This is a genomic window from Pseudoflavonifractor phocaeensis (genome assembly GCF_021531815.1).
Classification (GTDB): Bacteria; Bacillota; Clostridia; order Oscillospirales; family Oscillospiraceae; genus Lawsonibacter; species Lawsonibacter phocaeensis_A.
In genome coordinates this window covers 68,058-91,468 of sequence record NZ_JADYUM010000005.1, presented here as the reverse complement: position 1 = coordinate 91,468, position 23,411 = coordinate 68,058, and the positions used below count along the sequence as shown (strand labels likewise).

The window sequence follows — 23,411 nt, the reverse complement described above, 5'->3', positions numbered from 1 at the left end:
TCAATACTCTCTATACCGTAGAGAATTTTACACACAATTCTGCACACGCCGGCCTCTCCCCTGCCGCGGCATCCACACTGGGCAACCATACTTCTTACACGGTACATTTTCGGACTTACGGCTGGTTTTTGGCTATTTTCTCACCACTTTCCCCTTGCCAGCAACGGCAAAAAGCAGTATAATTATTTTGTTGCGTTATGAGCCGGATAAGGCAAATCCGTAAAGCGGTTGCGAATCCCGGCCCACGGAGGTAACGATATGGTAAAAGCGATCGTAGGCGCCAACTGGGGCGACGAGGGCAAAGGCAAGATCACCGATATGCTGGCGGAACAGTCCGATGTGGTCATCCGTTTTCAGGGCGGAGCCAACGCGGGCCACACCATCATCAATGACTATGGCCGGTTCGCCCTGCACATTCTCCCCTCCGGCACCTTCTATCCCCACATCACCAACATCATCGGCAACGGCGTGGCGCTGGACGCCAAAAAGCTGGTGGCCGAGCTGAAATCCATCACTGACCAGGGGGTACCCGCCCCCAACCTGATCGTCTCGGAGCGGGCTCAGCTGCTGATGCCCTACCACGTGCTCCAGGACGCCTATGAGGAGGAGCGCCTGGGCGGCAAAGCCTTCGGCTCCACCAAGAGCGGCATCGCTCCCTTCTACTCCGACAAGTACGCCAAAATCGGCATTCAGGTCTGCGACCTGTTTGACGAGCCCCGCCTGCGGGAGCGGCTCACCGCCGCTGTGGCCATCAAGAACGTGCTCTTTGAGCACCTGTACCACAAGCCCGCCCTGGATGTGGACGAGCTGATGGACCAGCTGCTGGAGCTGCGTGAGGTCATCCGTCCCTATGTGGGCGACGCGGTGGGCTTTGTCCACGACGCCCTGAAGGCAGGCAAGACCATTTTGCTGGAGGGCCAGCTGGGCTCCATGAAGGACCCCGACCTGGGCATCTTCCCCATGACCACCTCCTCCCACACCCTGGCCGGCTTCGGCTGTGTGGGCGCCGCCGTTCCTCCCACCGCCGTGGAGGACGTGATCTGCGTCACCAAGGCCTACTCCTCCTCCGTGGGTTCCAGCAAGGAGCCCTTCGTCAGCGAGGTCACCGGCCAGGCCGGAGACGAGCTGCGGGTCCGGGGCGGCGACAAGGGTGAGTTCGGCGCCACCACCGGCCGCCCCCGCCGCGTGGGCTGGTTCGACGCTGTGGCCACCAAGTACGGCTGCATGGTCCAGGGCGCTACCCAGGTGGCCCTGACCTGCCTGGACGTGCTGGGTTATCTGGACGAGATCCCCGTCTGCACCGGCTATGAGATCGACGGCCAGGTCACCGACAAGTTCCCCACCACCCCCAGTCTGATGCGGGCCAAGCCTGTATTCACCACCCTGCCCGGCTGGAAGTGCGACATCCGCGGCTGCAAGGATTACAACGCCCTGCCCGAGAACGCCCGCGCCTACGTGGACTTCCTGGAAGCCCAGATCGGCTACCCCATCACGCTGGTTTCCACCGGCCCCAAGCGTGACGAGATCACCCACCGCGCCTCCAAGCTGTAATAGTCTCATCCACCACGCCGGATGCCACAGTGTGGCATCCGGCGTTGCACGACCCACCATTTTCCCTTCCCATCTGTTAATTAAGGAGTATACGATGAAGAAAAAATTCGCTCTTCTCCTGGCGCTGGCCCTCACCCTGTCCCTCTCCGCCCTGCCCGCCTCCGCCCTGGAGCTGGAGGACGCCAAAGATCTGCTCCGGCAATACTACGTGGACGAGATCCCCGAGGAGAACCTCGCAATGGATTCTCTGGACGAGATCCTGGAGGCCCTGGGCGACCCCTACACCTCCTATATGTCCGCCGAGGAATACCAGTCCTTCCTGGAGTCCGTCAACGGAACGTCGGTGGTAGGCATCGGTGTATCCATACAGACCGCTTTTGACAACGGCTACCGGATCATGTCCATTCTGGACAACTCCCCCGCCCAGGAGGCCGGCCTGGAGGCTGGGGACCGGATCGTCGCGGTGGATGGGACCACCCTGACCTCCGACATGGACGTCCGCGGCATGATCGGCGGCGAGTCCGGCACCGCCGTCACCATCACCGTCATTCGCCAGGCCGACGGCCTGCAGAAGGACTATACCTTGACCCGCCGCGCCGTGGCCATCCCCATCGTCACCTATGAACAGTATGGAGACGCGGGGATCATCGACTGCACCAGCTTCGGGGAGAGCACCGTCTCCACCATCCAGGAGGCTCTGGAGACTTTGGACAAGGACGTCTCCATCTGGATCATCGACCTGCGCAGCAACCCCGGCGGCACCAGCAATGCCGCCGCCGGCTCCGCCGGCCTGTTCTCCGGTAGCAACGTCATGGTCTACTTCCGGGACGCTGACGGGCAATACAGCTACGTCTACACCTCTTCCTCCTGCCCTGACCTCACCGACAAGCCCCTGATCGTTCTGACCAGCCCATACTCCGCCAGCGGCTCCGAGCTTTTTTCCGCCGCCGCCCGGGACCACGGCTTCGGCATCGCCATCGGCCAGCGCACCTTCGGCAAAGGGATCGCCCAAATTGCCTTTGACGAGGACAATACCCAGGGTCTTTTCGACGGGGATACACTGAAAATTACCGCCTACCGCTTCTTCTCCCCCGACGGCACCACCAACCACATTGTGGGCGTGCTGCCCACCCTGCTGGTCTCCCCGGAAAACACCTTCGCCGCCGCCATGCTCCTGTCTTCCCCCGAGCCCCTGTGGGTCGACGGGTTCCTGAAGCTGGAGCTGGCGGGATATACTTTCTACATTGACCTGGATGAGGCCAAAGCGGCGGAGAATATCGCCGCCTTTACAGAGCTGCTGGAGGCTCTGCCCCCCGCCGCCAAGCTGTACAAAGGGACCGGAGCCAAGATCTGGACAGCAATCCGCCCCGAGAGTCTGGCCGCTGAGTTAAATCTGGAGGGTTTCAGCAGCCGCTGTTCCTTCCCCGATCTGCCCGGCGATCTGGACGAGAAAGAACAAATCGAGACTCTGGCCTGCTACGGTCTGGTGGCCGGCTATGAGGACGGCTGCTTCCATCCCCAGGACGCCATTACCCGGGCGCAGTTCTGCACCCTGCTGGCCAACGCGCTGAACCTGCCCGCCAGTACAAAATCTCCCTCCTTCTCCGACGTCAGCGCCAACGCCTGGTACGCCCCCTATGTGTCCGCCATGGCGGCCAAGGGCTTTATCGTCGGCTGCGGCGACGGCACCTTCCAGCCCGACGCGGCCATCACCTACCAGGAGGCCGTCACCATCCTGTCCACCGCTGCTGCTTGGCTCTCCATGGACGGCTACGCCATCAGCCAGGAGACCCTGAAACCCCAGGAGTGGGCAACGTACTATGAGTTTGCCGACTGGGCCCAGGCGCCCGCCCGGAACCTGGCTGAATTGGGAATCACCCTGGACCTGTCCCAGCCCACCGCTCCCGCCACCCGCGCCCAGGCCGCCGGCCTTTTGTGCCAGCTGATGGAGGCCACTCACCTGCTCTGGGATGGCGCAGCACAAGAATAATAAATTATATGGAAAGGAACTGACCATTTTATGACCAAAGTTGACATTATTTCCGGCTTCCTGGGTGCCGGCAAGACCACCCTGATCAAGAAGCTGCTGGACGAGTCCTTCAAGGGAGAAAAAATCGTCCTCATTGAGAACGAATTCGGCGAGATCGGCATCGACGGCGGCTTTTTGAAGGATGCCGGGGTGCAGATCACCGAGATGAACTCCGGCTGCATCTGCTGCTCTCTGGTGGGCGACTTCGGCACCGCTTTGAAGCAGGTGCTCACCGATTACGCCCCCGACCGCATCGTCATCGAGCCCTCCGGCGTGGGCAAGCTGTCCGACGTGGTGGCCGCCGTGGAACGGGTCCAGAAGGACACCCCCGAGCTGCACCTGAACAGCTTCGTCACCGTGGTGGACGCCACCAAGGCCAAGGTGTATATGAAAAACTTCGGTGAGTTCTTCAACAACCAGGTGGAGCACGCCTCCGCCATCCTCCTGTCCCGGACTCAGAAGATGGACGAGGGTAAGCTGAACGCCGCGGTTCACCTGCTGCGGGAGAAGAACCCCAAGGCCGCCATCCTCACCACCCCCTGGGACCAGCTGACCGGTGCCCAGATCATCGCCGCCATGGAGGGCGGACACTCCCTGGCCGAGGAATTGATGGAGGAGATCGAGCACGAGCACCATCATGACCACGACGAGGACTGTGACTGCGGCTGCCACGACCATGAGCATCACCATCACGACCACGACCATGATCACGACCATGAGCATGAGCACCATCACGACCACGAGCATGAGCACCATCACGACCACGACCACGAGCACCATCACGACCACGACGCCTGCGGCTGCGGCCACCACCACACCCAGGAGGAGCTGGACGCTATCCACGCCGAGCTGGGCTGTGAAGGCGCCTGCAACGCGTGCGACCTGTGCGACAGCTGCCTCCACTCCACCATGCACCATCACCACCACGCCGACGAGGTGTTCACCTCCTGGGGCCGCGAGACGCCCCGGAAATACAGCCGCGAGGAGCTGCAGGACATCCTGTCTGTCCTGGCCATGAGCGAGGACATGGGCATCATTCTCCGGGCCAAGGGCATGGTTCCCTGCGAAGAAGGCGAGAGCTGGCTCCACTTCGACCTGGTCCCCGGCGAGTTCCAGATCCGCGAGGGCGGAGCCGACTACACCGGCCGCCTGTGCGTCATCGGCTCTGATCTGAAGGAAGCGGAGCTGGAAAAGCTGTTCCTGCTGGCGTGAGGTGAGCTAGGATGAAAGATTCCCGTATCCCCCTGTATCTGATCACCGGCTTTCTGGACAGCGGCAAGACCACCCTGCTCACCGACACCCTGAACATGGACTACTTTAACGACGGCCAGCGCACCGTCCTGCTCATGTGTGAGGACGGCGAGACGGAATACGACCAGCAGCAGCTGTCCCACCGCAACTGCCGTCTGATCCCCGTGGAGAGCCAGGAGCAGCTGAACACCGCCTTTCTCCAGGAGATCGACCGGCGCTACCAGCCCGAGCGGGTGCTGGTGGAGTACAACGGCATGTGGCCCATCCAGATCCTCCGGGACCTGAAGCTGCCCAAGACCTGGGGCCTGTACCAGGCCATCGACGTCATCGACGGCACCACCTTCGAGATGTACCGCAACAACATGCAGTCCATGATCATCGACATGGTCACCGAGGCGGACATGGTGCTGTTCAACCGCTGTACCTCCGACATGCCCATGTCCGGCTGGAAGCGGTCCATCCGGGCAGCCAACCGGATGTGCGAGATCGTCTTTGAGGACGACAAGGGCGAGGAGCTGGAGGTGGAGGACATCCTCCCCTACTCCCTGGAGGACCCCCACATCACCCTGGAGGATCCGGACTACGGCATCTGGTACCTGGACATCCAGGAGCACCCGGAGCGCTATGTGGGCAAGACCATCACCTACAAGGCCCAGGCCATGACCGGGATGCGGCTGCCCAAGGGTTCCTTCGTCCCCGGCCGCAATGCCATGACCTGCTGTGCCGAGGACATCCGGTTCTTCGGCTTCCTATGTAAGTACGACAGGGCCCGCTCCCTGAAAAAGGGCGAGTGGATCACCGTCACCGCTGAGATCAAATGGGAGGACGCCTCGGTCTACGACGGGGAGGGCGTGGTCCTCTACGCCCAGTCCGTGGAGAAGGCCCAGCGGCCCGAGGACCCCCTGGTCTATTTCCGATAAACGAAAAAATTTCCCGGCACACTTGTGCCGGGAAATTTTTATTTCCAGTAGTTAGAAAATACTCAAATACATCCGCTGGGACAGTCGCTCCAGCACCTGAATGCCCGCCAGACTGTTGCCTTTCGCATCCAGAGCAGGGGAGAAAATCCCGATGCCCATGCGGGTAGGGACCACGGCCATGATGCCGCCTCCCACGCCGCTCTTGGCGGGGACGCCCACGTTGATGGCGAAATCGCCGGAGCCGTCGTACATGCCGCAGGTCATGAGGATGGCGTTGACATAGTGGGCGTACCGGCTGGGGAAGATCCGCTCGTCGGACTGGGGATGCTTGCCCCGGTTGGCCAGGACAAAGCCGATATTGGCCAGGTCCTTGCTGTTCACCGAAATGGAGCAGGCCTTGAAGTAGCAGTCCAGTACCTCCTCCACGTCATCCTGGAGCAGGCCGTAGCTTTTCAGCAGGAAGGCCAAAGCCCGGTTTTTGCTGCCCGTCCGCTTTTCTGACTGGTAGACCGCCTGGTCCACCTGGATGTCCGGGTTGTTGGCCAGCTTCCGGGTCAGGTCCAGCAGCCGCTGGAACCGTTCCTGGTAATCCGCGCCCCTGAGCAGGCTGCACATGGCGATGGCTCCCATGTTCACCATGGGATTCAAATGCTCGCTGAGCAGGGTCTGGTCGGTGACGTTGATGGCGTCAAAGGGCTTCCCGGTGGCCTCCACGCCGATCCGGGACCGGACATACTCCTCCCCGTTGTCCATCAACGCCAGCAGCAGCAGAATGGGCTTGACCACGCTCTGGATGGTAAAGCACTTCTGGTAAGTACCCGCCTGGTAGTGCCGCCCGTCGCTGCGGAGCACATAGATGCCCAGATCGTTCCGGTCCCCCTTGGCCAGTTCCGGGATATAGGTGGCCACATTCCCCTGTTGGGTATAGGGGCGGCATTCCTCCAGCAGCTCCTCCAGCAGTTCCTCCATAATAAGTCCCTCCTTGGACTTTTTTCAGGACCCCATTGTCCCATGTTTATTGTAGCTTATGACCAGTGGAAAGTCAACGGAAGATGGTCCCGCTCCCCATATTGTCCAACGCCTCTCCCCCTCCTATTGACAGCGTGGTGTCCTTACCTTATAATATCGTTAGTCGATATTGTGTCTCGATATTGCGAGAGGTGGGATGCACATGGGAAGCAAAGAGCGCGGACCGCTGACCGAACCCATGTTTTATGTCCTCATGTCCTTCTTAAAGCGGGATATGTGCGGCACGGAGATCACCGAATTTGTGGAACGAAAGACCCGGGGCCGGGTGCGGCTTGGCCCCGGCACCCTCTATACCCTGCTGGCCAAGTTTCAGGAAGAAAAGCTGATCGAGGAGACTCAGGTGGAGGGCCGCAAGCGGACCTACCGGCTGACGGACAAGGGCCGGGCCGCCTACCGGGAGGAGCTGGAGCGGCTGCGGGCCTGCGTGGCCGACGGAGAGGAGGAAGAAGAATGAATAAGACATGCTGCCGGGTGACCCCGGTAAACGGATATGATATTCCCGCTCTGGAACAGTGGCTGGAGGGCATGGCGTCCAAGGGGCTGCTGTTCTCCATGACCGCCGGGCCTCTGACCCTTTTTCAGAAAGGCACGCCTAACGCCCTACAGTTCCACCTTGAGCCCGCCCGGGACAAGACCTATGACGATGATCCGGAGCTCAATGCCCTGTATGAGGAGGCCGGGTGGCGGTATCTGGGCATTTTCCGAAAAAATTACTATGTCTTTGCCACGGAGGACAGATCGGCCCAAGCCCATACTGACCCAGACACCCTAGCCTACGTCCTGAACCGGTTTTTCAAACAGAAGCTATTGGGCGGAATTGGATTGCTGCTGGGTAACTTTTTCCTACTGGCTTTTTTCCGCCCCAACAGCCTCAGCAATCTCCTGTACTGGCTGCGCTGGTTCCCGGTGGAGACCCTTTACGCCCGCAATGTAATCCCCTTCGCTCTGTCTCTAACTGGGTTGGCCCTGGCGGACCTGTCCTGGCTCCTGGGACTGGTCCGGCTTCGGAAGCACCGCATTGAGGTGCTGTCCGGTGAAACACCGCCCCGCCCCCGGCGGAGCGGCGGCTGGCTGCTGGCAGTAAGTATCCTGATCCTGCTGCCGGTGGGGGCACAGCTCTTTGTCTATTTCTTCGGAATGGACTACGACCCTTATCCCCTGGAGGGCTCCGGCTTCGTCACCCTGTCCGAGATCGAGGGGGTGGATTTTCCGCTCAGCGGGGATCAATTTTACAATATGGACTATATTTCCCACGGGGACACTCCCCTGGGCCCGGAACGCTGGTATTTTCAGCAGTACGGCTCCTTCCGCCACGATGACAACAGCGTCTCCCTGAACAAAGTCCCCCATCTGGAGATTCGGATCACCCGGTACCTGCTCCCCTTTATCGCGGTACAGAGCATGGATGAATTGAGCCGGACCCACGACTATGACTACAGCTTAGAGGGCTACGGAAAGCTGACCTCCGGCCTCAGCCTGGACCAGATGCTGGCCAGCCGCGGCGAGACGGGCATGTCCCTGATCCTCCGGCGTGGAAACACCGTTCTCCAGGCGGAGTACCGTGGAGACAAGGATTTGACCGATTACCTGGACCACTTCGCCCAGATGATGGAAGGACTGTAACGCCCTTCGCCCTGTAAGGAGGCAGCACAAATGGAACGAAAGGAAAAGCTGGTCAAACGGTATCTCCCCGTGGAGGTCTTTGACATGGCGGGGCTGGCGGAGTGGTTCTCCGTCATGGCCGCCCAGGGGCTCCACCTGGTGAAGCTATCGGAAAACCGCGCCCAATTCCGCCCCGGCCCCCCCAAGGCGGGGGTACGGTACGCCCTGGATGTGTCCACCTGCTACGACATTGAACCCGAGCGCAACGAGAACTACGCCCAAATGGGCTGGGACTATGTGACCACCCTCCACGGCATGTATTATGTCTACCGTTCCGAGAACCCGTCGGCCCCCCGCCTCCACACCGACCCGGTGACCCAGGGCGGGACTCTGACCAAGCTGATCCGGAGGCAGCGTCGGGCTCTTCCATTGAGTCTGGCCTGTATGGCTTTCATCATGCGGGATGAACTTCGCACCCTGTTTACCGCACCCTGGTCCATCCCTCAATTTGTCATTTTAAACACGGAACGTGCCCTGCTGTGGCTGATTCTAATGGTCAGCTGGCTGCTGCTGTGCCTCCTTCCCACCCTCCGCAGAGTGAGAAAGCTGAAACAGCTGCGGAGACAGCTGCTGGACGGCATCCCCCTGGAGGAATGCCGCCGCTGGAAGCGGCGGGTCCACCCTTTGGTGCGTGACTATGGTATCTTTGCTCTGATGGCTGTCGTTCTTGCCCTCTACTGTTGGATGACGCCCCACCTGACCTGGCGGCTGTCTGACCCGGAGGACTACAATTTCCCCCACGTTACGCTGGAGGAAGCTCTGGATGGAACGGAAGCCAATTCCTTTACCCCTGAGACAGTTTACGACAAAATGCCCCGTCCGGACACCTTTCGCCGCTCTCTGCTCTGCCCGGAACAATATTTCTGGAGCCAGGGTGGCAGTGCTCAATTTTCAGACGGCTGCCGGGAACTGTTCACCTCCGTGGGCTATTACCGGGCCAATTTCTCCGGGACCGCGGCGCACCTGACTCATATTCTGGCCGATGACATCTGGAAATCGCTGATCGATTACCGGAAAAACCAGGCGGAGCTGTCCCTGGGCGCCCATGTAGTGCTTACCGACGGTTTTCAAGCCCTCTCTTACAACGGTCTGGATGAACTTTATGTTACGGAATACCGCACCGACGATGAACCCGCGACCCGGTACTACCTGGGCCGCAAGGACAGCCGGGTGTTCCGCCTGGTAGTCCGCGGTCTACCCGCTCCCGAAACCTGCCTGGACCGCTTGGTGGAACAAATGGACTGACAGCGGAGGAATCACCATGAATCGTGTTTACAAATTGACGCCCATGAGTCAATACGACGTGGACGGAGTGGAGAGCTGGCTGGAGGACATGGCCCTGCGGGGGCTGCGGCTGGAGCGCTTTCGTCCCCTGTTCTGTACCTTTGCCAGAGAACCCTCCGCCCAGATCCGCTACCGGGTGGAGCCCCGTTATCTCCGTCTGGAGGAGGAACCGCCCCAGGACATGCTGGACCTGTACCGGGACTTCGGCTGGGACTACGAGGGACGGGTATCCAACACCATGCTCCTTTTCTCCACCCGGGACCCAGATGCCCCGGAGCCTCACTCCGACCCGGAGCTTCAGGGGGAGCGGTGGGAGAAATTGCGGCGGTCCCTGGTCCGGGGCTGTCTGCTCAACGTACTTCTGGCCCCTCTGCTTCTGGTTCTGTGCCTGCTGATGCTGTTTGGAGAGGGCCAGCCGGTGCTGGCCCTGCTCACCACCAGCGCCGCCCCCCTGATCGCGGTCACCCTGGTCTGCCTCCTGCTCCTGCTGCCCCAGTCCTTCACCCAGCTGCGGCACATCACATCACTCACCCGCCGGCTGCGGGCGGGGGTACCCATGGAGCACCGGTCCTTCTACCCCAAACGGCAGCTTGGGGCCCTGGCCATCTTTCTGGTGACCCTGGCGGTATGGGGCGTTCTTCTCATGACCCAGTACCTCCTCCCGCTCACAGGCGGTCAGATGGAGTCTCTGGACCGGCTGGACGCCTTCACGCCCCTGTCCATCGCCTCGCTGGAGGGAGAGGATTTCCAGCCCGACCACTACGTTACCCAGGGTATCGACTACGCCAACTTCTGCCGCCGGGAGCAGTACCTCCTGTGCCGGGACCAGTGGCAGGTGGTCCAGACGGGGAAAGGACCCCTCTCCGACAACCTTTGGGTGCGGATGGACATCCAGTGGTATGATCTGCCCGGCACTCTGCTGGCCGTCCCCTTGGCTAAGGAACAGCTGGACCACGCCATGGCTTTGGACGACGACATCTGGTGGGCCTCCGGGGAAGCCGGACAGTGGACCACAGATTACTTCCCGGAGGCGGGCGTGGATTTTCTGGCGGTGGCCCGCCGGTCGGACACCCTCTTCCAGGCAGCGGCGGTGGCCCGGGGAGATAAAGTCGCCCTGGTCCGGTACACCGGCCACGGAGACCTGGCGGAACATTTGGAGGAAATTACTGCCATGGTGGGACACCGTGAAGAAAGGAGCGGCACTTGAAAACGATACGAAAAATCATTCCCGTCTCCCTCTACGACATCCCCGGCGTGGAGCGGTGGCTGGAGGAGCAGGCCAACCTGGGGCTGTTTCCCATCCGCCTGGGCTCCTGGGCCGTCTTTCGGCCCGGGGGCGTCCCCGGCACCCGTTTCCGCCTGGACGCCTTCGGCAACAGGATGGGCGAGGGCACCGAGCCCACCCCGGAAAAGCTGGAGCTGTACCGGGCCGCGGGCTGGGAATATATCGGTTCCATTGGCCGGGCCTACTTTCTGTTTTACACCACCGATCCCCAGGCCCCTGAGCTGTACACCGACTACGGCAGCCAGGGCCTGTCCCTGGACCGGCTGGCCCGTCAGATTCGGCGGGCCAAATGGTCCCAGCTTCTGTTCCCCGTGGTGCTGCTCGCCCTCCTGCTGGCCGCTCTCTTTTGGCCCACCGGCAGGTATGACGTACAGCCTGACCGCTGGGCCAGGCTGCCCCTGATCCTGCTGCACCTGTTTCAGCCCATGCTGCTTCTTTTTGTAGCCCTGCTGTGCTACCGCGCTCCCATCAACTTGCGGGACTACCGCACCCTGCTGCGCATCCATGACGCCCTGAAGGCGGGGCTGCCGCCGCCCCCCTCCCCCGGCCCCAGCCGTGAAATTGTCCGGGAGAACATTGCCGCCCTGCTCCTCGCCCCCGTTCTTTTGCTGGCGCTGGTGGGTGGCTGGGCACTGGACCGGACTGTCCCGACGGAGGATTTCTCCCAGCCCTATGTGTCTCTGGCCGGGGTGGAACAGGAGCCGGTGGTCACCTATGAGGAACTGTTCGGAGAATCTTCCTCCTTTGACAACGAACGGAATCAGGCGAAACGGCAGTTCTCCCTGTTGGCCCCCGTGTGGTACGAGGTTAAGCAGAGGCGGTATAGCCTGGAGGGGGGCGCTCAGCCAAACGCCTTCTCCCCCGATCCGGAGGGCGGGAAATACCGCTACTCCCCCTCTCTGGACATGACCGCTTTCCACCTGTCTGTCCCCGCCCTGGCCCGGCCAGTGGCAAAGGCTCAGATGGATCTCTACCGGCTGGTCAACCTCCGCTGGGCCTATGAGGAGATGGAGTATCCCGGAACGGACTTTGTCATCCTCGCCCGGTCGGAGGAGGGAATTTGGCAGATGGCCGCCGTCAGCAAGGGCGGCCGGGTCGCGGTGTTCCGGTACGCCGGTCAGGAGGACCTGGCCCAGCATCTGGACATGCTCATCCAAATGGTGCAATAGGGCTTTAAAAAATGCTGTGGCTGACCGCCACAGCATTTTTATGTCAACTTCAAGATCTTTCTGGCCTCCTGCCGGGAATAACACCCGTTGAGGACAGCTAACAGGGCGTTGGCGCTCATGTGTTCCGGGAGGGACAGTTCTTTTAACAGGGCCAAGCGGCGGGCGGCGCTGTCCGGGCCTCCGGTGAGTCCGGCGGCGAACAGGTCGGCCTTGGTAAGGGGCGGGGCGCTTTCTTTCTCCGGGGGCTCCTCCTCCAGAAAAGTAGCCCCGGCCCGGCGCAGGACCTGTTCCAACACCTGGGGCGGCATCCCCTCCACCCCCAGTTTGCCTTCCTTGCCCCCGCGCTTCTTCCGTTTCTCCTTGCCGTAGACATCTGGGATATAGGCGTGCTTCACATGTTCCTGTGGGATCGCTCCCTTGATGCGGCTGCGGATCACAAAGCCCGCCCCGTCGGAGTCGGTGAGGACGATGAGGCCCCGCTTTTCCGCCGCCCTGCGCAGCAGGGCCATCTGCTCCGGATCCTTAAAAATGCCGAACCCGGAGGTCTCCAGGATCAGAGTGTCCACCACCTGGGACAGGGTATTTTTGTCATATCGGCCCTCCACCACGATGGCTTCCCTGATGTGAAACATATTGTTCAGTCCTCCATGCGCAATCCGTACATTCTCTAAATTTTTATTTGTATTAAGTTATCGCCTGCGGGCGGGACGGGGGATTAGGGATGTTTCGCCCCCGGGCGAGGTACTTTTGTAGAGATACAAAAGTACCCAAAAAATCTCCGGGGCTTCGGCCCCGGCCCCCAAGGGGCGTCCTGCAAAAAAGCCTTCCTTACTTCCGGCGCCCATCCCCTGGTTTTGCTGCTCCGCCTTCCGGGCCTTCGGCCCTGGGTGGATCAAACTTGAATACAAAAAACCGCTGAATATCAGCGCCTGAGTTTCCAAACTGTTCGGCGTGGTTCCTGACTGCGCTGCTCCGCCCCGTTGTGTAAAACTTGATCCAGTGGCACGCCCCACCGGTCGGCCCCGGCGGGCCACGGAAGTAAGACGCATCGAAAGCAGCTTTTGCCCATATCGAGGCGGGCTATACTGCTTATCCCCCGTAAAACCTCCGAACTTTGCGAAGCAAAAAGGCGGTGTGAGTCAATTCAGATTTTGCGGCCTGGGGCCAACGCGAGGCCGCCTGCTCTCCCGCATCAGGGGGTCTGGGGGATGGGCAAGGAAAACACAAGGTGCAGCCGCAGTGTTTTCACGCGCAGCCCTTCCCCCAGCGATCTTTTGGTTCCTTTTGCATCGCTGCAAAAGGAACTCGCCCCGCTGGGCGAAATCCCTTTGTCCCTATAAACTAAAATTTACCGTTCTATTATAATGCGTACTGAACAAAGACGGAAACCTTGAAAGCCAAGGCTTTCAAGGTTCATTGGCTTTGTTCAAGTGCAAGGTTTTTGGACTAAATTGTCCAAAAACCTGCACCTTCCGCTGGAGCGCTGCGGCGCTCCAGCGGAAATACGCATTGTAACAATGGCTTAATTCCATAAAAGCGGCTCAAAGGAGCCGTTTTTATGGAATTGCGCGGCCGCTGCCGCGCGCATAAACCGCAAAGCGGTTTATTCAGTAGACATTATTATAAGTCCGGTGCGTTTATGATGGTGATCCTCCGCTGGTCATCCTGGTCTCCCCGGCGAATCTCCACCCGGATGGCGTCATCGTCCAGAGCGTCCTCCACATTCTCGCTCCACTCCACGGCACAGACTCCGCCCCGGGCCAAATAATCATCCCAACCGATGTCAAACAGTTCCTCCGAAGAACCCAACCGGTACATATCAAAGTGAAACAGGGGCAGCCGACCGCCCTCATACTCGTTGACAATGGTAAAGGTAGGGCTGGTCACCTGTTCCGGGATCTCCAGTCCCTGGGCGATCCCCCTGGTAAAGGCAGTTTTCCCCGCCCCCAGGTCTCCGGTATAGGCAACCACCGCTCCCGGCTCCAGCACACGCCCCAGCCGGCAGCCCAGTTCTTCCGTCTCCCCTGTTCCATTGGTGATATATTCTTTGGTCAAGGTCCAGGACCTCCGTTCACAAAAAATTTTCAAAGCGATACCGATTATACCACAGCCTCCGTTTACCTTTCCACCAAAATGTGATAAAATATAGTGCTAAATCCCAAGTTCAAGGAGGTGACGTCTTGGTCACCCTGTTCTCTCCCATCCGGGAATTCTTCCGGAAGGGCGATCTGCTTCTGCTCTCCCTCTGTCTGGCTACCAGCAGCTTCGGCCTTGTGCTCATTTACTCCGCTACCCGGTACGAGGGTGGTCACAAGGCGGTCATCGTTCAGGTGATCGGCATCTGCCTGGGCATCATCGCCTACATGCTGCTGACCTTTGTGGACTTCCAGCTGTTCACCGAGAAGAACTGGAAGCTGCTGCTGGGCTTCAGCGTGGTTTTCATTCTTTTGCTCCTGACGCCCCTGGGCAAGTCAGTGGGCGGGAACCGGAACTGGCTGGCACTGGACCGGATCATCCCCGGCTTTCCCATGAATCTCCAGCCCAATGAGATCGTCAAGCTCCCCTTTATCCTCCTGCTGGCCCTCCAGCTCACCAAGATCCAGGAGCAGGGCCGCAGCGTTAGTTCCATCCCCTCTGTCATTCAAATCGGAGGGTTCACTGTGTTCATGTTGGGGCTGATCGCCGCTGTCTGCGGCGACATGGGCATGTGCGTCATTTACTCCGCCATCTTCATCACCATGGCCTGGGTATCCGGCGTTGATCTCCGCTGGTTTCTTCTGGTAGGAGGGGGCATTGCGCTGGCCACGGTGATCCTCTGGCTGTTTGTGCTTCCGGAGACGAGCCTTTGGACCGACTACCGCATCATGCGCTTCCGGGTGGTTTTTGACCATGACCTGGATCCCTTGGGAAAGGGCTTTCAACAGAGCCGCTCTCTTCTGGCCATCGGCTCAGGCCGGCTGTTCGGCCAGGGCTACCTCCACGGGACCCAGACCCAAGCCCTCAACGACGACGCCCTTCCCGCCCGGAGCACCGACTTCATTTTCGCCGTCTGCGGCGAGGAGTTCGGTATGGTAGGGTGCCTGCTGCTGCTTGTTCTTCTGTCCCTCATCGTACTTCGCTGCGTATGGGTGGGACGGCACGCCAGCTCCCCCTTCTCCGCCTATGTGTGCATGGGCATGGCCGGCATGCTGCTGTCCCAGGTGGCGTTCAACGTGGGTATGTGCCTGTATGTGCTCCCTGTCATGGGCCTGACCCTCCCCTTCATCAGCTACGGCGGCTCCTCCATCATCACCTTGTTCGCCGCCATGGGCATCGTCTCCAGCATCAAGGCCCGGACCTTGCCCAGCTGGCTGCGGGACCGGAGCCAGGTTTGAGCTTTTCTCTCTTGAAACCTCCGGAACAGCAGCGCAGACGGGTACGGAGGCCCACCGGTCCCATTCTTTTCAAACCATGAGATGTTCCTTGAAACAATTGCAAACAGAATAAAACCGAACAAAAAACCCGCCGCACAGAGGTGCGGCGGGTTTTTCATGTACATTTGTGTGCTTACTCGTTGGCAGGCACGTGGATGACGCCCACAGGGCACTCCTTGACGCAGAGCTGGCAGCCCTTGCACTTCTCCTGGTCGATACGGGCCAGGTTGTTCTCCACGGTGATGGCATCGAAGTGGCACACCTTGGTGCACTTCATGCAGCCGATACAGCCGGCAGTGCAGGCCTTCCGGGTATCGCCGCCCTTATCCTTGTTCTGGCAGAGGACCACAGGCTTCCGCTTGTGCTCGGGCACGATGGAGATGATGGAGTTGGGGCAGGCGGAGGCACAGGCGCCGCAGCCCACGCACTTCTCCCGGTCCACCTTGGCGATGCCGTCCACCAGGTGGATGGCGTCGAAGGGGCAGGCTCGGGTACAGTCGCCGTAGCCCAGGCAGCCGTACTTACACATGCCGTCGCCGCCGTAGAGGCCCTTGACGGACTGGCAGGTCTGGATACCCTCGAACTCAAAGCGCTTGGAGGTCTTCTCACAGGTGCCGGAGCAGGCCACCACAGCCTTCATGGACTCGGAGGAACCGGCCTCCACGCCCATGATCTCCGCGATGGCGGCAGCGGTCTTGGCGCCGCCGGGGGTACACTTGTTGACAGCGTTGCCCTCTTCCACAATGCTCTTGGCGTAGTCGGCACAGCCGGCGCAGCCGCAGGCGCCGCAGTTGGCGCCGGCCAAGACGGCGGTGATCTTCTCCACGCGCTCATCCACAGGAACATACATAAAGATGGAGGCGGCCACCAGGATCACCGCGCCGATGAGGCCGATGACGGTGACAATGATGATTGCCAATAAAATCGGATTCATACTACTATTCCCCTCCTATCAGACGCCGAAGATGGCGGACACGATGCCGCCGAAGCCCATGAAGGACAGGGACGTCATAGCGGCGGCCACCAGGGTGATGGGCAGGCCCTTGAAGCACGCGGGGACGATGGCCTGCTCCACGCGGCGGCGGACGCCGGAGAACAGGACCATGGCCACCAGGAAGCCGATGCCGGCGCCGGCGGCGCAGACGATGGACTCCACAAAGTTATAGCCGTTGTCGATGTTCAGGATGGTCACGCCCAGGATGGTGCAGTTGGTGGTGATCAGGGGCAGATACACGCCCAGGGCCTTGTACAGGGCGGGAATGAACTTCTTCAGGAAGTTCTCCAGCAGCTGGACCAGGATGGCGATGATCAGGATAAACACGATGGTCTGGAGGTAGCCCAGGCCGTTGGGCTCCAGAATGCCCATGTAGATGGGCCAGGTGGCGGCGGTGGCCATGACCATGACGAATGTAACGGCCAGGGACATGCCCACGGCGCTGTCCAGCTTCTTGGACACGCCCAGGAAGGGACAGATACCCAGGAACTTGGCAAGGACGTAGTTGTCCACCAAGATCATGGTAAAGAAGATGCTGGCAAGTTTCACTGCCATTACGCATTACCTCCTTCCGCAGTCTCAGCAGGCGCGGCAGCCTTCTCCTTCTTGGGGCGGCTGGTCAGCCAGGTGGCGCCGGCCATCAGGATGCCGAACACGAAGAAGCCGCCGGGCGCGCTGGTCATCAGGGAGAAGGAATCAATGGACTCGGGGATGACACGGATGGCGAAGTCGGCGCCCAGAGAGGGGATCAGGCCGCCCAGGCCGGACATCCAGGTGCCGGAGCCCAGGATCTCACGGATGGAGCCCATGATGGTCAGGGTGATGGTGAAGCCGATGCCCATGCCCAAGCCGTCCAGAGCGGAATCCAGGATACCGTTCTTGGAGGCGAACATCTCGGCGCGGCCCAGGATGATGCAGTTCACGACGATCAGAGGCAGGTACACGCCCAGGGCCTTATCCAGGGAGGGCACATAGGCCTTGACGATCATCTGGACCAGCGTCACGAAGCCGGCGATAACAGTGATGTAGCAGGGGATGCGGACCTGGTCGGGGATGATCTTCCGCAGGGCGGAGATAACGATGTTGGAGCAGATCAACACGAAGGTGGCGGCCAGACCCATGCCGATGCCGTTGGAGGCCATGGTGGTGACAGCCAGAGTGGGACAGGTGCCCAGGACAAGCCGCAGAACAGGGTTCTCGTTCAGAATGCCGTTGGTTAAAATTTTCATTTTGCTATTACTCATCTTGACTCACCCGCCTTTCAAGGAATCATGTTGTAGGCTTCGATGGCGGAGTTGACAGCCGCATTCAGAGCCTTGCTGGAGATAGTGGCGCCGGTATAGGCGTCCACGTCGGTGCCCAGGACCAGAGCCTTGTCGGCGGACTTGCCGGTGTAATTCTCCCAATAGGAGACACCTTCAGACACGTTGCTGCCGATGCCCTTGGTCTCGGCGGCCTCGGTGACCTTGAGCTGCTTGATGGTCCCCTCGGGGGTGAAGGCCACCATGACGGTCATGGTGCCGCCGTAGCCCTTGCCGGCGCTGGTGATGACGGCGCCGGTACCGTTATCGGCCACATAGACGTCGGAAACATTTTCCACCGCGATGCCCTCAACCTTGGAGAAGCTGTCAGCTTCGGGCAGCAGCTCAGTACGGGCCGCGTTCTGAGCGGCGATGGTGGCGGCCTCGATGATGGGGGCGGTCACGCTGTTGGTGGCGGCCAGAGCGCCGGTGATGATGATGCAGATGACGCACAGCACCACGATGGGCTTAAATACTTTGTTCCAGTTGCTCATTTCGCGGCACCCTCCTTTTCCTTCTTGACCTTGGCGATGCCCAGCTTATCCTGACGGGTCAGAACATCGATGTAAGGCACCAGCAGGTTCATCAGCAGGATGGCGAAGGACACGCCCTCGTTCATGGTGCCGAACTTGCGGATCATCATGGTGATAAAGCCAAGGCCAATGCCGAAGACCAGCTTGCCCTTGTCGGTAGTGGGAGAGGTGACGTAGTCAGTGGCCATGAAGAAGGCGCCCAGCATCAGGCCGCCGGACAGCAGCTGAACGATGGGGTCCAGGCCGAAGCAGACAGACAGGACAGCCACAGTGGCCAGATAAGTAACGGGGATCATGGGGCTGATCACCTTGGTGACGATCAGGTAGATGCCGCCCAGCAGGATGGTGATGGCGCAGGTCTCACCCAGGACGCCGCCGTGATTGCCCAGCAGCAGGGTGACGTACTCGCCGGCGCCCAGCTGACCGGGGACGGCCAGAGGAGTGGCGGAGGCCAGGGCGTCGATGCCGTTGGCGGGCTTGGGGAAGTTGGTCATGCGGCTGGCAAAGCCCATGGCCAGGGCGATACGGGCCACGATGGCGGGGTTGGCAAAGTTGTAGCCCAGACCGCCGAAAAGCTGCTTGACGATAACGATGGCGATGAACGCGCCCACGATGGCCATCCACCAGGGGAAGGTAGCAGGCAGGTTGAAGGCCAGCAGCATGCCGGTGACCACGGCGGAGAAGTCCGCGACGGGGATCTCACGGCCCACCAGCTTGCAGTAGGCCCACTCAAAGAAGACGCAGGCCGCCACGGTGACGGCGGTGAGGATCAGGGAATTGATGCCAAAGATAAACACAGAAGCGATGAGCGTGGGCACCAGGGCGATGCACACCCGCTGCATGATCTTCTGGGTGCTGTCCGCGCTGGTGATATGGGGTGCGGCGGTGACGATCAGCTTATTGGCCATTACTTCTTACCTCCATTCTTCATCATAATCTTGGCCTGGGCGATGGAGGGGGCCAGAGGCCGCTTGGCGGGACAGACGAAGGAGCAGGTGCCGCAACTCATGCACAGGTCGGCGTTCAGCTCCTTCAGCAGGTCCACGTTACCGTCGTGATAGGCCTGGACGATCTCCTTAGCGGACAGGCCCAGGGGGCAGGCGTTGGTGCAGCGGCCGCAGTGGATGCAGTTGGTCTCCTTGGGGAGATGGGCCCACTTCTTGGAGAAGGCCAGCACGGCGTTGTTGTTCTTCAGGACGGGCTGGGACAGGTCGGCGATACAGGTGCCCATCATGGGGCCGCCGTACAGCACCTTGCCGGGCTCGTCCGTCAGGCCGCCGCAGAAGTCAAGCAGCTCCTGAACGGGGGTGCCAATGATGACTTCCACGTTCTTGGGTTCCTTGATGATGTCGCCGTCCACGGTGAGGCGCTTGGTGACCAGGGGCATGCCGGTCTCCAGATACTTGCCCACGAAGGCCACGGAGGTGACGTTCATCACGATGACGCCCACATCGGAGGGCAGGCCGGGGAAGGGCACTTCACGGCCGGTGCAGTTCTCAATGAGCACTTTCTCAGCGCCCTGGGGGTAACGGCACTCCAAGGTCTTGACCTCAATGCCGGGGACGTCAATGGCGTCCTTCATCTTAGCGATGGCCTTGGGCTTGTTGCCCTCGATGCCGATGACGCACTTGGGGATCTCCAGATACTTCATCACGGCCTTGATGCCGCTGAGGATAAAATGGGTGTCCTCCAGCAGGCAGCGGTTATCCGAGGTGATGAAAGGCTCACACTCGGCGCCGTTGATGAGCAGCGTGTCGATCTCGTCCAGGTTCTTGGGAGCCAGCTTCACCGCGGTGGGGAAGCCGGCGCCGCCCAGACCCACCAGGCCGCTGGCACGGACCGCGTCCTGGAAGGACTTCAGGTCGGTGACCTCAGGGGCCTTGATGGCGGGATCCACCTTCTGCTCGCCGTCGGGGATGATGACCACGGCGGTCTGCGCCGCGCCGTTGGGGGCGGTGATGGTGGTGATACCGTCCACGATGCCGGACACGCCGGAGTGGATGTCGGAGGAGACAAAACCGCCTGCCTTACCCACCACGGTGCCCACATAGACCTGGTCGCCCTTGGCCACGGTGGGGGCAGCCGGAGCACCGATGTGCTGGGCCATGGACAGGACGATCTTCGACGGCAGGGGCATCACTACCGTCTCGAGGCTGGAAGTCCGCTTCTCATGAGGGACTCCCGCGCCCTGCGCGGAACGTTTGAGAAATTTGCTCATTCAGATTTCGACCTCCCTAATACTGCAATCGCCGGAACAATGGATACACATTTCATTCTTTTGTGTTCAGAATCCCACTTCCCTGCCGGAGCGAGGGCCGGTCCCAAACGAATTGCCCTCCCTGAAATGAATCAAAGCGCATCCTGTTTCGTTCACGTCCAGTAGACGCACGACAAAACCCGCCGGTCCCTTTCTCCCGCTTTTCTTTGTAAATCCGGGAGGACCGTCGGCCTTGTTCATGCAGATTATCATACACCTTTTTCGGATAAATTTCAAGATTGAAATGGGAAAAGTCAGCCCTTCCCAGGTGCGGAATGAAGTGGTCCTTCAAAATTTTCCGTTTCAGCGAAAAATTGGGGCATTTTAGGGGAGCGGTCTCCGGAAAAATGGGGGATTTTTCAGGGCAAGGGCTCTGCCCTTACCTTTTCTGTATAACTGAGACTCCCACACCTACAAACAAAAACGGGCGCGGACCCGAAGGTCCGCGCCCGCCCAGCATATCCCGACGGCTCAGCAGCAGCCGTTGTTGCAGCCGCAGTTGTTATTGCCGCAGCCGCCCCAGTTCCCGTTGCCGCAGCAGCAGAACAGAATGATAATAAGGATAATGATCCACAGACAGCCTCCGCCGCCCCAACCGTTATTGCAGCACCCCATTGTGAGTACCTCCTGTTATGAAGTTTTGAGAGGGTCAACTGCCGCTCTCAATTCCATCATATGCGGAGATCACCCAGGGGTTCTGCCGCTCAGAGGATTTTTTCTGCAAAGGCCCGCAGCATGGTGGCCACTTCGGCCCGGCTGGCGCTCCTCTGGGGATTGAGGATCAAAGTGTCCGTGGAGGAGCTGCTGATGATCCCCTCAGCCACCGCCCAGGACAGGGCGTCCTGGGCCCATCCGCTGGCCTGCGCCAGATCCTGATACCCCGACAGGTCCGCCCGCTTTTCCAGCGTCAATCCCAGGTATTTGGTCCCGAAACTGTACAGCAGCGCTACGATCTGCTCCCGGGTGATTTCATGCCCCGGACCAAACAGATTGGGAGCGATACCGGCGGTAATGCCCTGCGCCGCCCCCCATTTCACGTAGGACGCATACCAGGCGGTGTCAGATACGTCAGAAAAGCTCACATCAGCAGCGGCCAGCTGGTCCTCCGGGGACCCGGCCAGCCGGTAGAGCACCGTCATCAGCATGGCCCGGTTCATGACCTCAGCCGGCCCGAAATGATGGGCGTCCACACCGGAAAACAACTGGTTCTGATAGGCGTAATTGACCGGACCATAGAACCAGTCGGTACGGCACACATCATAAAAGGGGGTGGCCTTCACACCGCCGCCGGTATAATCGTAGGCCCCCTGGACCCCCAGCCGCGCGGCTCCCGACAGCACGGTGATCCGGGCCTGGGTGTCCTCCCCCGCCAGATAGCGGTGGTTGGCCGTCAGCCGCCCGCCGGAGGGCACCTCTTCCCCGGCTGTCACATCGACAAACGCGCCATCATGGGTGACGGAAGCGGCCCCCTCCAGCATGAGCACGCCGGAGCCGGTGGTCAGTTCCACCTCATCCCCCTCGTTCCAATCCCGGGGCTGGAGAGTCCCGCTGTACAGGACGTTCCCCTCGTCTCCGGTGATCTGGGCCAGATAGCCCTTCTGCAGCTGATCCAGCGTGCTCTTGGCGCCGTCATAGGTCTGCTGGAGCTTCTCCTCCGCCGCCTGCCCGCCCTGGCTCACCGCCTGGGGCAGGAATATGTTTTTCAAATAGCTCAGGGAGATCAGACTGTCCCCCGAGGTCAAGGCGTATGCCCCGCAGGCCAACAGAGTCAGGACAGCCAGGGCGCAGGCCAGCCGAAGCACAGGTCGTTTCATGAAAGCTCCTCCTTGTCCCCACCGGTCTCCTCCCGGGAGATCATGTAGCTCAGCGCCAGCAGGCTGTCGGAAAAGTGGACGGACTCCACCACCACTTCAGGCCGTGAAACGGAGATCTCGCAGTTGGTAAAGTTCCAGATCCCCCGGACCCCCGCGGCTACCAGCCGGTCGCCCATCTCCTGGGCTGCCGAGATGGGCACGGTGAGCAGGCCCACATCCACCGGATGCTCCGCCAAAAAGGACTCCAGAGAATCCGTGTGGTATACGGGCACGCCGGCGATCTGGGTGCCCACCACCTGGGCGCTGATATCAAAAGCCGCCAGAAGGCGGAAGCCGTTGCTGGAAAACTTGAAGTTGCGGATCAAGGCCCGGCCCAGGTTGCCGGTACCCAGCACCACGATAGTATGGCCCTGGTTGATGCCCAGAATCTCGCCGATCTCCTCCTTCAGGCTGTCCACCTTGTAGCCGTATCCCTGCTGGCCAAAACCGCCGAAACAAAACAGGTCCTGCCGGATCTGGGAGGCGGTAAGCCCCATGGACTTTCCCAGAGCGCTGGAGGAGATACGGACCGTCCCGGCCTCCTGGAGCTCGGACAACTGGCGGTAATAGCGCGGCAAACGGCGGATCACCGCCGTAGATACTTTGGAATTGCGTTTCATAGGCACTGCTCCCCAAACGGAAGATAACATAACAATACTTTATATAGTTTACCTTATCTCCCCCTCCATGTCAAACGCTTTTCCTCCCCCTGTCCCCCGGACACAGCCGGAGCTTTTTCCCAATCCTCCACGCCTTTCCATCTTTTGCTTGCTGATCCGGCTGGTTTGTAGTATAGTATAAACAGTACATGCTCAGGCACTTTGTTCTACGGGCACAGGCAGCCGGGAGAGTCTTCTCACTTTCCCGCGGTCTTTTGCCC

The 23,411-nt window shown here is 60.4% G+C and carries 22 protein-coding genes; 10 read left to right on the top strand and 12 right to left on the bottom strand.

Going from position 1 to position 23,411, the window contains the following annotated elements; genetic code table 11:
• Positions 1–258: 258 nt before the first annotated feature.
• The 4 genes from I6E42_RS04565 (at position 259) to I6E42_RS04550 (ending at position 5,751) form a co-directional block, all read left to right on the top strand.
• Positions 259–1,551: an adenylosuccinate synthase gene (locus I6E42_RS04565; protein ID WP_235370744.1), complete on the top strand. Its 1,293-nt coding sequence runs from the start codon at positions 259–261 to the stop codon at positions 1,549–1,551.
• Positions 1,552–1,645: 94 nt separating this feature from the next.
• A complete protein-coding gene (locus I6E42_RS04560; protein ID WP_235370743.1) occupies positions 1,646–3,541 on the top strand; it encodes a S41 family peptidase in 1,896 nt (631 codons plus the stop codon).
• Between the two features lie 30 nt (positions 3,542–3,571).
• On the top strand, positions 3,572–4,792 hold the full coding sequence (locus I6E42_RS04555) for a CobW family GTP-binding protein (protein ID WP_235370742.1): 1,221 nt from the start codon (positions 3,572–3,574) through the stop codon (positions 4,790–4,792).
• A gap of 11 nt (positions 4,793–4,803) precedes the next feature.
• The gene (locus tag I6E42_RS04550) at positions 4,804–5,751 is read left to right on the top strand and encodes a TIGR03943 family putative permease subunit (protein ID WP_235370741.1); all 948 of its coding nucleotides are present in this window, start codon (positions 4,804–4,806) and stop codon (positions 5,749–5,751) included.
• A 51-nt stretch (positions 5,752–5,802) separates the two neighbouring features.
• Here I6E42_RS04550 and glsA read toward each other — a convergent pair whose 3' ends face one another.
• On the bottom strand, positions 5,803–6,720 hold the full coding sequence (gene glsA / locus I6E42_RS04545; RefSeq protein WP_235370740.1) for a glutaminase A: 918 nt from the start codon (positions 6,718–6,720) through the stop codon (positions 5,803–5,805).
• 202 nt (positions 6,721–6,922) lie between these two features.
• Here glsA and I6E42_RS04540 point away from each other — a divergent pair, with 202 nt between their 5' ends.
• From I6E42_RS04540 to I6E42_RS04520, 5 genes are read left to right on the top strand one after another with little or no spacing between them, the layout of a single operon-like run.
• Positions 6,923–7,234, top strand: coding sequence for a PadR family transcriptional regulator (locus I6E42_RS04540; protein ID WP_235370739.1), 312 nt, complete (start codon positions 6,923–6,925; stop codon positions 7,232–7,234).
• Positions 7,231–8,403, top strand: coding sequence for a DUF2812 domain-containing protein (locus I6E42_RS04535; protein ID WP_235370738.1), 1,173 nt, complete (start codon positions 7,231–7,233; stop codon positions 8,401–8,403). Before I6E42_RS04540 ends, I6E42_RS04535 begins: the two co-directional genes overlap by 4 nt.
• A 30-nt stretch (positions 8,404–8,433) precedes the next feature.
• Positions 8,434–9,687 (top strand): DUF2812 domain-containing protein, encoded by a 1,254-nt coding sequence (locus I6E42_RS04530; protein ID WP_235370737.1) that lies wholly within the window; start codon positions 8,434–8,436, stop codon positions 9,685–9,687.
• Positions 9,688–9,703: 16 nt separating this feature from the next.
• Complete coding sequence (locus I6E42_RS04525; RefSeq protein ID WP_235370736.1) at positions 9,704–10,933, top strand: DUF2812 domain-containing protein; 1,230 nt, start codon at positions 9,704–9,706, stop codon at positions 10,931–10,933.
• Positions 10,930–12,180 (top strand): DUF2812 domain-containing protein, encoded by a 1,251-nt coding sequence (locus I6E42_RS04520; protein WP_235370735.1) that lies wholly within the window; start codon positions 10,930–10,932, stop codon positions 12,178–12,180. Before I6E42_RS04525 ends, I6E42_RS04520 begins: the two co-directional genes overlap by 4 nt.
• Before the next feature lie 38 nt (positions 12,181–12,218).
• Here the strand turns inward: I6E42_RS04520 and I6E42_RS04515 are convergent, their stop codons facing one another.
• Both I6E42_RS04515 and tsaE read right to left on the bottom strand, forming a co-directional pair.
• Positions 12,219–12,812, bottom strand: a complete 594-nt coding sequence (locus I6E42_RS04515; protein ID WP_235370734.1) for a toprim domain-containing protein — start codon at positions 12,810–12,812, stop codon at positions 12,219–12,221.
• Between the two features lie 988 nt (positions 12,813–13,800).
• On the bottom strand, positions 13,801–14,235 hold the full coding sequence (tsaE, locus tag I6E42_RS04510; RefSeq protein ID WP_235370733.1) for a tRNA (adenosine(37)-N6)-threonylcarbamoyltransferase complex ATPase subunit type 1 TsaE: 435 nt from the start codon (positions 14,233–14,235) through the stop codon (positions 13,801–13,803).
• 125 nt (positions 14,236–14,360) lie between these two features.
• Between tsaE and I6E42_RS04505 the strand changes: the two genes are divergently transcribed.
• Positions 14,361–15,554, top strand: coding sequence for an FtsW/RodA/SpoVE family cell cycle protein (locus I6E42_RS04505; RefSeq protein ID WP_235370732.1), 1,194 nt, complete (start codon positions 14,361–14,363; stop codon positions 15,552–15,554).
• Between the two features lie 172 nt (positions 15,555–15,726).
• Here I6E42_RS04505 and I6E42_RS04500 read toward each other — a convergent pair whose 3' ends face one another.
• The 9 genes from I6E42_RS04500 to I6E42_RS04460 form a co-directional block, all read right to left on the bottom strand.
• The gene (locus I6E42_RS04500) at positions 15,727–16,527 is read right to left on the bottom strand and encodes an RnfABCDGE type electron transport complex subunit B (RefSeq protein WP_235370731.1); all 801 of its coding nucleotides are present in this window, start codon (positions 16,525–16,527) and stop codon (positions 15,727–15,729) included.
• 18 nt (positions 16,528–16,545) lie between these two features.
• Positions 16,546–17,142, bottom strand: a complete 597-nt coding sequence (locus I6E42_RS04495; protein ID WP_235370730.1) for an electron transport complex protein RnfA — start codon at positions 17,140–17,142, stop codon at positions 16,546–16,548.
• Complete coding sequence (gene rsxE / locus I6E42_RS04490; RefSeq protein ID WP_235370729.1) at positions 17,142–17,816, bottom strand: electron transport complex subunit RsxE; 675 nt, start codon at positions 17,814–17,816, stop codon at positions 17,142–17,144. Before rsxE ends, I6E42_RS04495 begins: the two co-directional genes overlap by 1 nt.
• Before the next feature lie 32 nt (positions 17,817–17,848).
• Positions 17,849–18,382 carry an FMN-binding protein gene (locus I6E42_RS04485; RefSeq protein ID WP_235370728.1) on the bottom strand — a complete coding sequence of 178 codons (534 nt, stop codon included), beginning with the start codon at positions 18,380–18,382 and terminating at the stop codon, positions 17,849–17,851.
• On the bottom strand, positions 18,379–19,329 hold the full coding sequence (locus I6E42_RS04480) for an RnfABCDGE type electron transport complex subunit D (protein ID WP_235370727.1): 951 nt from the start codon (positions 19,327–19,329) through the stop codon (positions 18,379–18,381). The genes I6E42_RS04485 and I6E42_RS04480 overlap by 4 nt, the downstream gene beginning before the upstream one ends.
• Positions 19,329–20,639 carry an electron transport complex subunit RsxC gene (rsxC, locus tag I6E42_RS04475; protein ID WP_235370726.1) on the bottom strand — a complete coding sequence of 437 codons (1,311 nt, stop codon included), beginning with the start codon at positions 20,637–20,639 and terminating at the stop codon, positions 19,329–19,331. The genes I6E42_RS04480 and rsxC overlap by 1 nt, the downstream gene beginning before the upstream one ends.
• A 510-nt stretch (positions 20,640–21,149) precedes the next feature.
• A complete protein-coding gene (locus I6E42_RS04470) occupies positions 21,150–21,293 on the bottom strand; it encodes a hypothetical protein (RefSeq protein WP_235370725.1) in 144 nt (47 codons plus the stop codon).
• Between the two features lie 89 nt (positions 21,294–21,382).
• The gene (locus I6E42_RS04465) at positions 21,383–22,492 is read right to left on the bottom strand and encodes an S-layer homology domain-containing protein (protein WP_235370724.1); all 1,110 of its coding nucleotides are present in this window, start codon (positions 22,490–22,492) and stop codon (positions 21,383–21,385) included.
• Positions 22,489–23,151: a redox-sensing transcriptional repressor Rex gene (locus I6E42_RS04460; RefSeq protein ID WP_235370723.1), complete on the bottom strand. Its 663-nt coding sequence runs from the start codon at positions 23,149–23,151 to the stop codon at positions 22,489–22,491. The genes I6E42_RS04465 and I6E42_RS04460 overlap by 4 nt, the downstream gene beginning before the upstream one ends.
• Positions 23,152–23,411 lie beyond the last annotated feature (260 nt).

Coding starts and splice junctions, on each gene's coding strand:
- I6E42_RS04565 (WP_235370744.1), top strand. CDS start 259: ATGGTAAAAGCGATCGTAGGCGCCAACTGGGGCGACGAGGGCAAAGGC.
- I6E42_RS04560 (WP_235370743.1), top strand. CDS start 1,646: ATGAAGAAAAAATTCGCTCTTCTCCTGGCGCTGGCCCTCACCCTGTCC.
- I6E42_RS04555 (WP_235370742.1), top strand. CDS start 3,572: ATGACCAAAGTTGACATTATTTCCGGCTTCCTGGGTGCCGGCAAGACC.
- I6E42_RS04550 (WP_235370741.1), top strand. CDS start 4,804: ATGAAAGATTCCCGTATCCCCCTGTATCTGATCACCGGCTTTCTGGAC.
- glsA (WP_235370740.1), bottom strand. CDS start 6,720: ATGGAGGAACTGCTGGAGGAGCTGCTGGAGGAATGCCGCCCCTATACC.
- I6E42_RS04540 (WP_235370739.1), top strand. CDS start 6,923: ATGGGAAGCAAAGAGCGCGGACCGCTGACCGAACCCATGTTTTATGTC.
- I6E42_RS04535 (WP_235370738.1), top strand. CDS start 7,231: ATGAATAAGACATGCTGCCGGGTGACCCCGGTAAACGGATATGATATT.
- I6E42_RS04530 (WP_235370737.1), top strand. CDS start 8,434: ATGGAACGAAAGGAAAAGCTGGTCAAACGGTATCTCCCCGTGGAGGTC.
- I6E42_RS04525 (WP_235370736.1), top strand. CDS start 9,704: ATGAATCGTGTTTACAAATTGACGCCCATGAGTCAATACGACGTGGAC.
- I6E42_RS04515 (WP_235370734.1), bottom strand. CDS start 12,812: ATGTTTCACATCAGGGAAGCCATCGTGGTGGAGGGCCGATATGACAAA.
- I6E42_RS04500 (WP_235370731.1), bottom strand. CDS start 16,527: ATGAATCCGATTTTATTGGCAATCATCATTGTCACCGTCATCGGCCTC.
- I6E42_RS04495 (WP_235370730.1), bottom strand. CDS start 17,142: ATGGCAGTGAAACTTGCCAGCATCTTCTTTACCATGATCTTGGTGGAC.
- rsxE (WP_235370729.1), bottom strand. CDS start 17,816: ATGAAAATTTTAACCAACGGCATTCTGAACGAGAACCCTGTTCTGCGG.
- I6E42_RS04485 (WP_235370728.1), bottom strand. CDS start 18,382: ATGAGCAACTGGAACAAAGTATTTAAGCCCATCGTGGTGCTGTGCGTC.
- I6E42_RS04480 (WP_235370727.1), bottom strand. CDS start 19,329: ATGGCCAATAAGCTGATCGTCACCGCCGCACCCCATATCACCAGCGCG.
- rsxC (WP_235370726.1), bottom strand. CDS start 20,639: ATGAGCAAATTTCTCAAACGTTCCGCGCAGGGCGCGGGAGTCCCTCAT.
- I6E42_RS04470 (WP_235370725.1), bottom strand. CDS start 21,293: ATGGGGTGCTGCAATAACGGTTGGGGCGGCGGAGGCTGTCTGTGGATC.
- I6E42_RS04465 (WP_235370724.1), bottom strand. CDS start 22,492: ATGAAACGACCTGTGCTTCGGCTGGCCTGCGCCCTGGCTGTCCTGACT.
- I6E42_RS04460 (WP_235370723.1), bottom strand. CDS start 23,151: ATGAAACGCAATTCCAAAGTATCTACGGCGGTGATCCGCCGTTTGCCG.